The organism is Psychrobacillus sp. INOP01 (assembly GCF_018140925.1).
Classification (GTDB): domain Bacteria; phylum Bacillota; class Bacilli; order Bacillales_A; family Planococcaceae; genus Psychrobacillus.
This window is the reverse complement of the sequence record NZ_CP073315.1, coordinates 387331-400143: the sequence shown is the minus strand read 5'-3', so window position 1 is coordinate 400143 and position 12813 is coordinate 387331. Positions and strand designations below refer to the sequence as shown.

Sequence of the window (12813 nt, the reverse complement as noted above, 5' to 3'; positions counted from 1 at the left end):
CATGCGCGTTAATATTACATTAGCTTGTACAGATTGCGGAGAGCGCAACTATATTTCTAAGAAAAACAAGCGTAACAATCCAGAACGTCTTGAACTTAAAAAGTATTGCTCACGTGATAAGAAAATGACTCTTCATAGAGAAACTAAATAATAACCTAAACCAAAACCTAGTATGGTTTTGGTTTTTTTCTATTGTTTGGAGGTATAACAATGACAAAGAAAATTATGAGAAACGCTATGAGAAAGCAGTTAACATCTTTAGATGAGGTTACATATAATAATTACTCAAAACAAATTGAAGAAAAGTTTTTACGACAAATAGCAGTTTTAGACGCTTCCACTATCGGATTAACAATATCTAGCTTCCCTGAAGTGGATACATGGAGTATAATAAAACAATTATGGAGCATGGGAATAAATGTTGTTGTTCCTAAATGTTCACCTTTGGATAGATCAATGATATTCTACCAAATCCAAAATTTTGACCAATTAGAACGCGTTTATATGCACTTACTTGAACCTAATCCTCTTACGTCTAAAGCGATCATTCCTCAGGAGATTGATATACTAGTCGTTCCTGGGATTGTATATAGCGAAACGGGATACCGGATAGGATATGGTGGAGGCTATTATGACCGTTTCTTAACGAATTTTAAGGGAGACACACTGTCATTGGCATTTGATATTCAAGTGGTGAAAAACGTTGAATATGATGTATTTGATTTACCTGTAGATAAAATCATTACACCGAACGAAATTTTTTTGTGCAAACAGATTCGCGAGAAGGATGAATAGTATGAATTCAGTATACGACGTTATGCAACTTTTAAAACGATTTGGTATATATGTATATACGAAAGATCGACTAGCAGATTTAGAAATAATGGAAGATGAAATAAGAGAGCTATATAAAATGCAAATGATTGAGGCAAAAGACTTTCAAATAGCCATTTTGTTACTGAGACAAGAACAAAGTAATAGTAAAATTTAGAACACGTCAGAGTTGATTCTACTCTGACGTTTTATGTTTTTATAAAAAAATGAAACTTTTTACTGGTTGAATCCGTCTTATATAGGGTATGGTATGAAAGACTTGTACAATTGTATCAAAATCCTTATTCTTTTATATTGATTTATTGTAAAGAAAGGATTAAGATAAGTTCTGTTACTTTTAACATATTTAACTAAAGAGTAAAAAAGGGGAGGGTGTAGGCATGAAGAAGAGAAATTGGCCAACACATTCTATTCTGATTCTTGCTGTTGTGGCAACATGGATAAAAACCTATATTGTTTACCACACCAGCTTTGACATGGATATTGAAAATTTGATGCAACAACTGATACTTTTTATAAATCCGCTTAGTTTTTTACTATTTATCTACGGACTTTCATTGTTCTTTAAGAGTCCTAAAGGTAGAAATAGATATATAGTAATTTCTAGTATAATACTTTCAGCTGTTGTATATGCTAATGCAGTATTTTACCGTTTTTTCACAGATTTCATTACAATTCCGGTGCTATTTCAAACAAGTAATTTTGGCGATTTGGGTTCATCGGCAGCAGAAAGTATCTTTTTAACAGATATTTTCTATTTCACAGATGTTGCCATCATCATTATTGCATTAAAGTGGTTGAAAATTGGAGACAAAGTTACGCTTGTTAAGCCTGCTGTAAGAAGAGCTTATTTTGTAATGGTTGCAGCAATTCTATTTTTAAACTTAGGTTTATCTGAAATTGAACGACCACAACTATTAACACGAAGCTTTGATCGTGAGATGCTTGTAAAAAATATTGGACCGTATAACTATCATTTATATGATATATATATCCAATCTAAATCACATGCTCAAAGAGCGCTTGCCGATGGTAGTGAGTTAGTAGAAGTAAATAACTATGTTCGATCTAACCAAGTAGATGCTAATGAAAACATGTTTGGTGTTGCCAAGGATCGTAATTTAATCGTAGTTTCGATGGAATCCTTACAATCTTTCGTTATTAATAATGATATGAATGGTCATGAAGTTACTCCATTTTTAAATTCACTAACGCAAGATAAGGACACATATTATTTCTCTAATTTTTATCATCAAACTGGGTTAGGAAAAACGTCCGACTCTGAGTTTTTACTAGAAAATTCTCTATATCCATTAGGTGGAGGAGCGGTATTCTTTACGCATAGTGGAAACACATTCCATTCGATGGCAGAAAGCTTAAATGAAGAAGGATATTTTACAAACGTTTTGCATCCTAATAACAAAAGTTTCTGGAATCGAGATATTATGTATAGAGCATTGGACATTCAAAAGTATTATGATGAACAAAGTTTTGTAGTGAACGAAGAGGATGCTGTTAACTGGGGTATGAAGGATATTCCTTTCCTAGAGCAATCAGTCGATTTGATGGCAGATATGCCTCAGCCATTTTATTCTCGTTTAATAACCTTAACAAATCATCATCCTTTTACTTTGGATGAAGAAGATAAGCTTATACCAGAGTATAATTCCAACTCTAATACACTCAATAGATATTTCCAATCTGTTCGATATATGGATGAAGCATTGAAACTATTTTTTGAGGACCTAAAAGAACAAGGATTATATGATAACTCTATCATCGTTATGTACGGAGATCACTATGGTATTTCTGAAAATCACAATAAGGCAATGGAGCAATATTTAGAAAAAGAAATAACTCCATATGAATCAGCGAAACTTCAACGTGTTCCACTATTCGTTCATATTCCAAATAGTGGAGATGGTAAAGAAATTACTGAAACATCTGGTCAAATCGATTTGCGTCCAACGATTTTACATGCCTTAGGCGTTGACACATCTAAAGATATGCAGCTTGGAGCAGATTTGTTCTCAGAAGAGCATGAAGAATTTGTTGTGTTCCGTGACGGTGGATTTGTAACTGACAAAGTTGTATATGCTGGTAATGCTTGCTATGATAATACTACCGGTTTGCAAATAGAAGTAGATAGCTGTCAGCCTTATATAGATAGAGCTACTCAGGAACTTGGCTATTCCGATCAAATCATTAATGGAGATTTATTGCGCTTTTATGATTTGAAGACTGGGAACTTGCTTATTAATGAGGCATTAAAAGAAGATGAATAAGAAAAAGCACGGACATTTATTTTGTCTGTGCTTTTTATATGAAACAAAATGGATTTACATTCGTCTATTATGTTAAGAAGGGGGGAGTATGTTGAAGAAAATTGTTATATTATTATTTTGTATCATCTTCCTTCAAGCTTGTACGGAAAAGGAAACAAAAATTCCTAAAGTAGATCAGGAGAATGAAGATAAAATACCATCCGATATTGGTGAAGTTGAAAAAAATGCAGAGATACCATCTATTTTGTTGGATAACAATGCCCTTCATAGTGTAGTAGGATGGTTGTCTAACGAAGAAGTAGTTTTTATTGTTGTGGAAAAGGGGCAATGGTTAGTTAAGTCTTATAGTGTTTCAACAAATAGTTGGCGGACAATTTATACTACGACTACTCCGATTATTCAAGGGACCATTCATCCTTCTAAAGAAATGATTTTATTACATACTTCCAAAGATTCTTCATCCGCAGAAATTCAATTTTTACATAAAAATGGATTTGTTCTTCAAAGCCTATCGTTTGAATCCGCAGAAATATACATGGATTGGCATCCTACAAACCCAAACTTAGTTGTTTTCTCAACATTTTATGAGGATTGGTCTTATAGTACATTCGTATATGATGGAGCCACACAGGAGTTAACTTCTATCGAAATAGAAAACCCGTTTGTGAAATGGTATGACGAGGAAAATTTAATGGTTTTTAGATGGTCTGACTCTGGCCTAGATGGGAGTGAACTTTTTCTTTACTCAATCTTAGATGAAACCTTAAAAAGTACTGGTGAAGACAAGGTATTAGATGTGACAAATATTGGAGAAGCGATTGTTTATGTTCAAATAAACGAAGAGCAAAAAGAATTTGAGTATCGTTTTGAAGAGTCGAATGGTACTAAAAAATTCGAATGGGTAACCCCTGCAGTTTCAAATTATTCCGAATGGGTCACCCCAACTATGTCTATAATTTCACCAACAGAATTTATCTTACTAAATGCTAAAGAGTCTAGAAATCAGGATGATATTAGCCAAAAGAGTGTTCTTTCAAAGATTTCTTTAGATGACCAACAAATATTCGGGGAAATGGATGAACAGCCTATTTCTTGCTCTCCTAATGGAGAAATTTGTTTAGGAGGATATACAAAAGAAACTTGGATTTCTACAAATCCTTTGGACGAGAAGAAATGGATTTATTTAAATGAATAGAAAAAAAGCTGCTATACATTTAAGTGATGTATAGCAGCTTTTTTCATTTGGTTTTAGTGTAAGCTTGGTGGGAAGCCTTGGTTCACGATTGTCATGACTGTAAAGAAGCCAAAAACAGCGAATGTACCAAAGTTAAATAGAACCCCTAACACATTCTTTTCTTTAAAAGCTTGATAAGTGCCAACTACAGCTAAAAGTGTAACTAGTCCAAAGATAACCATTAATAAGTTCATGAAAAGACACTCCTTTCGACATCAGAAAATGAATGTCGCATTTGCATATTCCTCTTCTATTGTAATTCTTAATGTTAGTTTTGTCGAGTAGAAAAGTGGTGAATTATTGAACAATAGATGATATATCGTATAAGATAAGTAAGAGGTGATTATTATGTTAAACGTTAGAACTTATCCACTAGGTTATATTCAAACAAATTGTTATATTGTTTCAAATTCAACGAAGCAATGCCTAATCTTTGATCCAGGAGGAGAAGGGGAGAAAATAATTAGCGAGCTTCATCGATTAAAGATGAAACCGTTAGCTATTTTATTGACTCATGCACATTTTGACCATATTGGAGCTGTTGAACAAGTGAGAGGAAGTTTTGATATTCCAGTGTATATCCATTCATCAGAGAAAAAATGGTTGGGGGATCCTTCAAAAAATGGCTCATCAAAATATGCAGAAATCCCGTCAATAATTTGTAATGAGGCAGATTTTTTATTAAATAATAGTGAGTCAGAGTTGAAAATTGGTGAATTCCATATGGAGCTTTTACATACACCAGGACATTCACCTGGTAGCTTAACCTATTATTTTAAACAAGAAAGCTTTGCAATTGTGGGAGATACACTTTTTCAAAACAGTGTCGGACGGACAGATCTTCCAGGAGGTAACCAGTCCGAACTTATGAAAGCCATTCATACAAAACTTTTAACGTTGCCAGAAGCAACCCTTGTTTATCCAGGGCATGGTCCTTCGACAACAATAGAAGTCGAAATGGAGTCGAATCCATTCTTAAATGGATTTTAATACATTTATTTGAATCATTTAAAAATACGGATGTTTATGTGATATCCCAATTTTTTATTAGTTTTTAAAGTCAATTTCGTTGATTTTCGTTATAGGCGATGACTCCGCGAGCGTAGCACGATCAGAAAGCCCCGCAGAACGATTAAAAGGGACAAAGGCTAAGTGCAACCATCATGTGGCAACTCCTTCTTGACCAACATCCAGTTGGTCGTGCTCGTGGAAAGCTTCCGATTGTAGCAGAGTTCAACGTTGTTCGGATTTCGCTATGCAATATAGCTTTAACCTTTTAGGTGGAAATAATACAATAATAAACAATAGATTATATAAAAAGATAAAAAAGCAGCTCAATAAATTGAGCTGCTTTTTTGGGAACAAATTATTAATGTCCTGCACCTGGTACGTGCATGAATGTCGTGTAATATGTAAATCCTGCGAAGAAGAACATTAAGTAAGCTCCGAAGATGTACATATACATACGTTCTGAAAGGTTTAAGAACCCTAAAAGAAGGAATAATCCCGTATTTGCTAAAAATAGTAAAGAAGCTTCTGGCATATCACCTAAATAAAACATAACTGCAAAAATCCCTGTCCAGAAAGCCATTACTTTATACATATTGCCCATTTGTAGTCCCTCCTTTTACAAACCATACAAATAATTCTCATATTTATTATAAATGAAAGTGTTCGTACATGTAAACTGATTATTAGTTTTCTTTACACATTATACTCTGCATTGTCACAAATATGTATTATCTATGCATTCATTATAGAACTTCTATTTGATATACGCAATTGCTACAGTGATTTTGTTTGCTTTCCAGCTGAATGAATTCATTATTAGGGAACAAAGCATCAAACTGTCCTTTTAAAAAAGATTCATGAATACTACAAATTATATGTGGATGTTTGGATAGTTGTCCTTTATAAGGACAATTAAAAATAGAGAATGTAATAATTTGTTTACCTTCTTTATTCTCGATATTAGGAATATAACCCACAGAGAGGGCTGCAGCAGATAGTAGCTCTATTTTTTGTTCGAAGCTCGGATCTGCTAATAATGACTGTTGTATAGAATTGTATCCAGAAGTATAACTAATTTTTTTGGCTTTATCAAGCGCTTCTGTGCCCATAGTTTCTACTAATTCTAATAACCACTCTAACAGCAAATGATTCTCTTGTTTAGGAAAACTTAAGTAAATAGGTTGTTCTGCAAGTTTATAAATACGCGCCGGACGACCGCCTTTTTTATTATTAAGTAACTCAGAAGTAACTAATTTAGATTCATTTAGTTTAGTTAGATGGAGTCTCGCTACATTAGGATGGATGCTGAATTGTTCTGCAATTTGTTGTACATTTACTGATTGTACTTGTTTTACGATATATAGATAAATAGAATACCTTGTTTCATCTGCTAAAGCATTTGTGAGCTTTAAAGTATTTGGCATGCAATTACCTTCTTTCTGGTATTAGTTACTATTATAATCAAGAACGAAAGAATAATAAAATCATTTTTAAATAACAGAAAATTTAAAAAACTACTTCCTTTTTTATAAATAGGGAAGTATAATACTAAGTACAAGCTGTTTGCGGTCGCAACTTGTATCTGGGGAAAGGAAACTTATGCAACAAGTAGAAAATCTAATAGAACAAAAATGTTTTCGTTTACTTATAAAAGCCCATAAATTTGGTGCATCCGATTTACACGTCATTCCTAACGAAGAAGACTACATCTATTACTTTAAAAAAAATTCTCAGATGTTTGAAGCGGGCAAGCTCCCTTTGAATGTAGGAGAGCGTATCATTTCATTCTTCAAGTTTTTATCCTCTCTTGATATCAGCGAAAGAAGAAAGCCACAAAGCGGTTCCTTTCAACAAGTATTCAATTCACATAAATTCTCATTTCGTGTTTCTACACTTCCCTCCATTTTTGGAAAGGAAAGTATGGTAATTCGCCTCCAACAGCATGACAACGCCAAAATTATTCATTCTCTGTCTTTATTTAGAGATACAACGGAAAAAATTGTAGAACTTGCGAATAATCGTCAAGGACTAATCTTATTCGTTGGACCTACTGGATCTGGAAAGTCCACTACAATGTATTCGCTTACCAAATATTGTGCAGAAAATTTAAATCGACATGTAATTTCTTTAGAGGACCCAGTAGAGAATAGTCAATCTCACTTACTTCAAATCCAAGTAAATGAACGTTCAGGAGTAACTTATTCTACAGGTTTAAAGGCTATACTGCGCCATTCGCCAGATGTGATTATGATAGGGGAAATTAGGGATGAGGCCACAGCTAAAGCTGCTATACAAGCAGCGTTAACAGGTCATCTAGTTGTATCAACCATTCATGCAAAGGACGGTGTAGGATCTCTTTATCGTCTATTAGATTTAGGAATCACCACAGAAGAGTTAAGGCAAACCATTACCGGTATCGTTACTCAAAGACTAGTTGTTGCTTCAGTAGGGGTAGAATCTGAATTATCAGCTGTGTTTGAAATACTTTCAGATGAATTGTTAGAGGAAGCATTTCAATCTATGCTCTCAGGGAAAACTTACCGTATTCCGTACACTCTTTCCTTATCCTATCAAATTGAGAGAGGGGTAAGAGAAGGTGTTATTGAAAAAGGTTAAAGTTTATTTGGAAAGGAAGCGTCAAATAATTCCATCAAATATGCATTCCTCGTTTTTGAGTAGACTAAGTGATCTCTTGATGGAAGGATATACATTTCACGAATCGGTCAGTATGTTATTACCGTTTCATGTGAAAGATTCAAAGGCAGTTAGTAAACGAATAACTGAAGTACAACGAAATGGATTAGCCGTAGTTGATGTATTTAAATTATTAGGGTTTCCAAGTCGATTATTGTTGCCATTGAATCTTGCTTCTGTTCATGGTCAATTACAACAAACAATTGCTGTATTGAGTGTGAATACTGCATTTTTTGAAGGTGCAAAAAAACGTTTAAATAACTTATTGATGTATCCGGTATGTTTATTTATGATACTTTTTTTATTGTTTACGATGTTTAGAATTTACTTTTTACCAAATATGGAGTCTTTAATTGGTTCTAAAGGAGATGAGTCATCAGACAATTCCTTGACTTGGACAGGTTATCTTTTGCAAATGCCCAATATATTTTTCGTAACTGCGATAATTAGTTCCTGTCTATTAATTTTATCCTATAGGATATTGAAAAAGCTCCCCATAGAGAAGCAACACTTGATTTATTTGAAATTACCTATAGTGAGAAGCTGGTATCGTTTACTACTTACAAGAGTTTTTGCAAGAGAGATGGGTGGACTCATGGAAAGTGGTATGTCATTACAACAATCATTGGAGGCACTAATTTCTCAAAAGGAACATAAAGTGCTCCGGTTTATCGGAAAACAAATGAAAGACAAGGTTGTACATGGCGAATCGTTTTCTCAGGCTGTTTTCCTCTTAGACTCTTTTACAGCAGAATTATTCCATTTTGTTGTGCACGGCGAAAATAGTGGTTATTTAGGCAGAGAGCTATCTCTCTATAATGAGTTTCTTAGCCAAGAAATTGAAAGCAAGCTTTCTCGTTATATAAGTATAGTTCAACCAACCTTATTTTTAATTTTGGCTGTTTTTATCATTGGTGCTTATTTGGCAATATTATTGCCTATTTATAACATGATTAACATTGTATAAAGGAGAAATTATGAAAAAACTACTGAAAAATGACCGAGGTTTCACTCTGGTGGAAATGATGATTGTTTTGCTTATTATATCTGTGTTGATTCTTATATCAATCCCTAATGTGACAAAGCATTCTGCAAGTATCGATGAAAAAAGCTGCCAAGCATTTGTGAAAATGCTGGAAGGTCAAGTCGCAGCATTTAAAATTGAACATAAAACAATACCTACATTGGTAGAACTTGAGACAGGAGGTTATTTGCCTGGTGAAAACACAACATGTCCTAATGGGGAGACTGTTACGATTGATCCTGCTACTGGGAAAGTGACTAGTGAATAAGTTCGTGTTGACGAAATTTAAGCTGAACGAGAAGGGATATACATTGATTGAAATGTTACTTGTTTTAACGATTGTAATGGTGGTATCTTCTTCAGTTCTATTTATTACTTCTACAAAGATGAAGGATATGGAGGAAGAGAGATTCTATCGGCAATTACATTTAGATATTTTGAGACTTCAAGCTATCTCTATTGGTGAAAATAGGTATACTTATTTAAATTTTCCTAACAACCGAACGCAATATAAGGCAGAATCAGCAGGTACTGTCTGGTTCGAAAACGATTTACCAAAAAATATGCGTTTAAGTGATGAAAGTACTTTAAAAGTGATTTCATTTCATCCAAATGGTAATATAAACAGTTTTGGAAACTTATTGTTTGAAACCGAGAGAGGTGTGAAGCGAATAACCTTTTATATAGGTAGAGGTGTGATAAATTATGAAAAATAGTCATGGTTTTTCCTGGCCAGAGACAATTTTATCATTAAGTATTACTTTTCTAATTAGTACTACAATATTGCCGGTAGTAAATAGCATGATTGTTCAACTAGAAGATAAAAAAAGAGATTATCATTCGTCTTTAGTCATGTATGAAATTGCAAAGTTGTATACCGCAGAAAATATTCCAACTGGAGCTATGCAAGTAGATGGAGTTATCTATTCATATGATATTAATGACGAAAAAATTTGTATTGACTATGAAGGGATGCGAGAGGAGCAGCGTAAATGTGTGCCAATTATAAAATGAAAATCCGTGACCAATCAGGTTACACGTTACTGGAGGGGATTCTTCATTTAGCCGTATTTATGCTTTTTGCTCAAGTGTTGGTAGGTACTATGTGGTGGTTAACTAAAACGGAGGCAAATGTGACCGATACTACAGAAACAGAATGGGCGTTGTTCATCCAGTATGTAGATTCTTTTTTAACCGAAGTGGACTCTATAGAAGTTTATGAAAATTCAAGAGGGATTACGATCAGAAAAGGTCAAACAAATTATAAAGTGGAGTTATACAAAAACTTAATACGTAAAATAAAAAATTTGGATGGTCATGAGCAGATGTTATTAAATATTGAATCTCTATTTGTTGAAATGGAAGGAAACTCATTGCTAATGAAGATGAATTTTTTAAATGGTGTAGAGAAGGTGCATGTATTTTATGTTACATTTCGTACAGAATGAAAGAGGGGTATTCCTACCAGCTGTAGTTATACTTTTGCTGGTTGTAACTGTCTTGTTGCTGTCCATTATTGCTGCGTATCAATCCAAGTATCAAACATATGATGCTTTAGAGATGTTTTATACTGATGCAACAATTGAAAAATTAGAGGTATTCCATCGACAAAATACGCGATAGTTTCCATTTAACTCTTTTTTTATAGTTGTAATAAAAAAAGCCACTCTCTATAATAAAGAATAACTTGATGATATTATGGCACCGAGAAAATTGGAACTTAGTGAGTTGGTGAATCGTGTATAAAGTATATTTAGTAGGATTTATGGGAAGTGGCAAAAGTGCAATCGGTAGAAGATTGAGCTTCTTTTTAAAAATGCCCTACTATGATATGGATAAGGAAATTGTAAGATTACAAAATAGAACAATTCCTGAGATTTTTGAGCAAGAAGGAGAAGCGTACTTTCGGAAAGTAGAGACTGACTTTCTTGAAAATTTTCGGAACGAATCGTGCATCATTTCGACAGGTGGTGGGGTTGCCATGAACGAAAAAAATATTGAAGTGATGCGAAGAACTGGACTTGTACTTTATTTAGATGCAACTTTTGAAGATATTTGGATGAGAATTAAAAACGACAAAAACAGACCGATTGTGCAGAACAGTACGAAGGAAGAATTAGAACAACTGTTTAAAATGAGGAAGTGGTTTTATAAAAAGGCTGCGCATATAACGATTCGAACAGAACATAGACCACTAAGACAAATTACAGAGTATGCTGGATACCAAGTGAATCGACTCAAAGGCGGATGATATATGTTATTTTCGTCAATAACGTTCGCCTTTAGTCGATTTTATTAAAAAGTATTGCTTATAATTCACTTGAATGTTAGGATATAGACAAAGAGTGAGTTATACAGATATCGCGGATGATTATACGGGGAGAGAACGCACTAGTTGCGTCGCCGAAGGAGCAAGTAATGTAAATTATGAATCTCTCAGGCAAAAGAACTCGTATAGGACGCAACTCTGGAGAGCGCTTTCGTTTTTACTACGTGAAGCCACCAAAGAGGAAAGCCATTTTTGGTAAACTTTCAGGTCCCAGGACAGAGAACCCTTGTTTTCCCAAAGGGGTTATTCTGTCCTTTTTTGTATGGAAATAGTGAAGGAGGAGATTATTTTGGCAGAAAAGTTGAAACGAACACCTTTATTTGATGTATATGCAAATTACGGAGGAAAGACCATTGACTTCGGAGGATGGGAACTTCCAGTCCAATTCTCAAGTATCAAGGCCGAGCACGAAGCAGTGAGAACGAAAGCTGGATTGTTTGATGTTTCTCATATGGGAGAAATAATCCTAACAGGTACAGATAGTGAAGAATATCTTCAAAACATTATGACGAATGATGTCTCAAAATTAGTAGATGGGCAGGCACAATACACAGCCATGTGTTATAAGGATGGCGGAATTGTAGATGATTTATTAATTTACAAAATTGAAGACAATCATTATCTTCTTGTTGTAAACGCTGGTAATATCGAAAAAGATTATAAATGGATGCAGGAAAATGTAATTGGAGATGTAACACTAGTAAATAAATCAGAAGATTATGGTTTACTTGCTTTACAAGGACCGTTAGCTCAGGTCATTTTACAAAAGCTGACTACAAAAAGTTTGGATGAAATTGGATTCTTCCGTTTCGCAAACAATGTTGAAGTTGCTGGTAAAAATGTGATTATCTCACGAACTGGCTACACAGGGGAAGATGGATTTGAAATATACGCTTCTGCTAATGATGTAACAGATCTATGGAGCAGTATTCTCGATGCAGGTAGCGAGGAAGGTATTCTTCCATGTGGTTTAGGTGCTCGTGATACTTTGCGTTTTGAAGCTTGTTTACCACTTTATGGTCAAGAATTAACAAAAGATATTTCGCCACTTGAAGCTAATATTGGTTTTGTCGTAAAACTAAAAAAAGAACAAGATTTTAATGGTAAATCAATCTTACTTGAACAAAAAGAGAACGGTGTACCAAGAAAAAGTATTGGTATCGAAATGATTGATAAAGGAATTCCTCGTACGGGATATCCAGTATTTGTAGATAACAAGCAAATTGGGCATGTTACATCCGGTACACAATCACCTACTCTTAAGAAAAATATTGGTTTAGCTATAATTGACGCAACATTTGCAGAACTTGGGCAAGAGGTAGAAATTGAGATAAGAAATAAACGACTAAAAGCAGTTACAGTAGCAACTCCATTTTATAAAAGAGAAAAATAAGACATAGAA

At 34.2% G+C, this 12813-nt stretch carries 18 protein-coding genes and 1 riboswitch; of the genes, 15 read left to right on the top strand and 3 right to left on the bottom strand.

Annotated elements, in window-relative coordinates:
• Position 1 precedes the first annotated feature (1 nt).
• The 5 genes from rpmG to KD050_RS02055 all read left to right on the top strand — a co-directional run bounded on the left by rpmG (position 2) and on the right by KD050_RS02055 (position 4314).
• Positions 2–151 (top strand): 50S ribosomal protein L33, encoded by a 150-nt coding sequence (gene rpmG, locus KD050_RS02075; protein WP_090563747.1) that lies wholly within the window; start codon positions 2–4, stop codon positions 149–151.
• A 59-nt stretch (positions 152–210) separates the two neighbouring features.
• Complete coding sequence (locus tag KD050_RS02070; RefSeq protein ID WP_211894621.1) at positions 211–795, top strand: 5-formyltetrahydrofolate cyclo-ligase; 585 nt, start codon at positions 211–213, stop codon at positions 793–795.
• A gap of 1 nt (position 796) precedes the next feature.
• Positions 797–991 (top strand): YqgQ family protein, encoded by a 195-nt coding sequence (locus KD050_RS02065; protein ID WP_211894620.1) that lies wholly within the window; start codon positions 797–799, stop codon positions 989–991.
• Positions 992–1214: 223 nt separating this feature from the next.
• The gene (locus KD050_RS02060) at positions 1215–3119 is read left to right on the top strand and encodes an LTA synthase family protein (RefSeq protein WP_211894619.1); all 1905 of its coding nucleotides are present in this window, start codon (positions 1215–1217) and stop codon (positions 3117–3119) included.
• Positions 3120–3210: 91 nt separating this feature from the next.
• Positions 3211–4314, top strand: a complete 1104-nt coding sequence (locus KD050_RS02055; RefSeq protein ID WP_211894618.1) for a YqgU-like beta propeller domain-containing protein — start codon at positions 3211–3213, stop codon at positions 4312–4314.
• Between the two features lie 53 nt (positions 4315–4367).
• Here the strand turns inward: KD050_RS02055 and KD050_RS02050 are convergent, their stop codons facing one another.
• Positions 4368–4547, bottom strand: coding sequence for a DUF2759 domain-containing protein (locus tag KD050_RS02050; RefSeq protein WP_090563737.1), 180 nt, complete (start codon positions 4545–4547; stop codon positions 4368–4370).
• 154 nt (positions 4548–4701) lie between these two features.
• On the opposite strand from KD050_RS02050, the gene KD050_RS02045 reads away from it, so the two are divergent.
• Positions 4702–5343, top strand: a complete 642-nt coding sequence (locus tag KD050_RS02045; protein ID WP_211894617.1) for an MBL fold metallo-hydrolase — start codon at positions 4702–4704, stop codon at positions 5341–5343.
• 379 nt (positions 5344–5722) lie between these two features.
• Here the strand turns inward: KD050_RS02045 and KD050_RS02040 are convergent, their stop codons facing one another.
• Positions 5723–5965, bottom strand: a complete 243-nt coding sequence (locus KD050_RS02040) for a DUF2626 family protein (protein ID WP_211894616.1) — start codon at positions 5963–5965, stop codon at positions 5723–5725.
• 142 nt (positions 5966–6107) lie between these two features.
• Positions 6108–6788, bottom strand: coding sequence for a helix-turn-helix transcriptional regulator (locus KD050_RS02035; protein WP_211894615.1), 681 nt, complete (start codon positions 6786–6788; stop codon positions 6108–6110).
• A 175-nt stretch (positions 6789–6963) separates the two neighbouring features.
• On the opposite strand from KD050_RS02035, the gene comGA reads away from it, so the two are divergent.
• The 9 genes from comGA (at position 6964) to gcvT (ending at position 12804) form a co-directional block, all read left to right on the top strand.
• Positions 6964–7980 (top strand): competence type IV pilus ATPase ComGA, encoded by a 1017-nt coding sequence (gene comGA, locus KD050_RS02030; RefSeq protein ID WP_211894614.1) that lies wholly within the window; start codon positions 6964–6966, stop codon positions 7978–7980.
• A complete protein-coding gene (gene comGB / locus KD050_RS02025; protein ID WP_211894613.1) occupies positions 7967–9025 on the top strand; it encodes a competence type IV pilus assembly protein ComGB in 1059 nt (352 codons plus the stop codon). The genes comGA and comGB overlap by 14 nt, the downstream gene beginning before the upstream one ends.
• 10 nt (positions 9026–9035) lie before the next feature.
• Complete coding sequence (comGC, locus tag KD050_RS02020; RefSeq protein WP_211894612.1) at positions 9036–9350, top strand: competence type IV pilus major pilin ComGC; 315 nt, start codon at positions 9036–9038, stop codon at positions 9348–9350.
• A complete protein-coding gene (comGD, locus tag KD050_RS02015) occupies positions 9343–9798 on the top strand; it encodes a competence type IV pilus minor pilin ComGD (protein ID WP_370627158.1) in 456 nt (151 codons plus the stop codon). The genes comGC and comGD overlap by 8 nt, the downstream gene beginning before the upstream one ends.
• Positions 9788–10096, top strand: coding sequence for a hypothetical protein (locus KD050_RS02010; RefSeq protein ID WP_211894609.1), 309 nt, complete (start codon positions 9788–9790; stop codon positions 10094–10096). The genes comGD and KD050_RS02010 overlap by 11 nt, the downstream gene beginning before the upstream one ends.
• On the top strand, positions 10075–10530 hold the full coding sequence (comGF, locus tag KD050_RS02005) for a competence type IV pilus minor pilin ComGF (protein WP_211894608.1): 456 nt from the start codon (positions 10075–10077) through the stop codon (positions 10528–10530). Before KD050_RS02010 ends, comGF begins: the two co-directional genes overlap by 22 nt.
• Positions 10508–10705 (top strand): hypothetical protein, encoded by a 198-nt coding sequence (locus KD050_RS02000; protein ID WP_211894607.1) that lies wholly within the window; start codon positions 10508–10510, stop codon positions 10703–10705. Before comGF ends, KD050_RS02000 begins: the two co-directional genes overlap by 23 nt.
• Positions 10706–10820: 115 nt before the next feature.
• On the top strand, positions 10821–11333 hold the full coding sequence (locus tag KD050_RS01995) for a shikimate kinase (protein ID WP_211894606.1): 513 nt from the start codon (positions 10821–10823) through the stop codon (positions 11331–11333).
• Positions 11334–11449: 116 nt separating this feature from the next.
• Positions 11450–11544: riboswitch (glycine riboswitch) on the top strand.
• A gap of 156 nt (positions 11545–11700) precedes the next feature.
• Complete coding sequence (gene gcvT / locus KD050_RS01990) at positions 11701–12804, top strand: glycine cleavage system aminomethyltransferase GcvT (RefSeq protein WP_235753902.1); 1104 nt, start codon at positions 11701–11703, stop codon at positions 12802–12804.
• Positions 12805–12813 lie beyond the last annotated feature (9 nt).

What these genes read in the sequence shown, in the direction of transcription:
- KD050_RS02010 (WP_211894609.1), top strand. Translation starts at nt 9,788, where the DNA reads ATGAAAAATAGTCATGGTTTTTCCTGGCCAGAGACAATTTTATCATTA.
- KD050_RS02035 (WP_211894615.1), bottom strand. Translation starts at nt 6,788, where the DNA reads ATGCCAAATACTTTAAAGCTCACAAATGCTTTAGCAGATGAAACAAGG.
- KD050_RS02065 (WP_211894620.1), top strand. Translation starts at nt 797, where the DNA reads ATGAATTCAGTATACGACGTTATGCAACTTTTAAAACGATTTGGTATA.
- KD050_RS02045 (WP_211894617.1), top strand. Translation starts at nt 4,702, where the DNA reads ATGTTAAACGTTAGAACTTATCCACTAGGTTATATTCAAACAAATTGT.
- KD050_RS02040 (WP_211894616.1), bottom strand. Translation starts at nt 5,965, where the DNA reads ATGGGCAATATGTATAAAGTAATGGCTTTCTGGACAGGGATTTTTGCA.
- KD050_RS02000 (WP_211894607.1), top strand. Translation starts at nt 10,508, where the DNA reads ATGTTACATTTCGTACAGAATGAAAGAGGGGTATTCCTACCAGCTGTA.
- comGA (WP_211894614.1), top strand. Translation starts at nt 6,964, where the DNA reads ATGCAACAAGTAGAAAATCTAATAGAACAAAAATGTTTTCGTTTACTT.
- KD050_RS02070 (WP_211894621.1), top strand. Translation starts at nt 211, where the DNA reads ATGACAAAGAAAATTATGAGAAACGCTATGAGAAAGCAGTTAACATCT.
- comGF (WP_211894608.1), top strand. Translation starts at nt 10,075, where the DNA reads ATGTGTGCCAATTATAAAATGAAAATCCGTGACCAATCAGGTTACACG.
- KD050_RS02050 (WP_090563737.1), bottom strand. Translation starts at nt 4,547, where the DNA reads ATGAACTTATTAATGGTTATCTTTGGACTAGTTACACTTTTAGCTGTA.
- KD050_RS02060 (WP_211894619.1), top strand. Translation starts at nt 1,215, where the DNA reads ATGAAGAAGAGAAATTGGCCAACACATTCTATTCTGATTCTTGCTGTT.
- comGC (WP_211894612.1), top strand. Translation starts at nt 9,036, where the DNA reads ATGAAAAAACTACTGAAAAATGACCGAGGTTTCACTCTGGTGGAAATG.
- rpmG (WP_090563747.1), top strand. Translation starts at nt 2, where the DNA reads ATGCGCGTTAATATTACATTAGCTTGTACAGATTGCGGAGAGCGCAAC.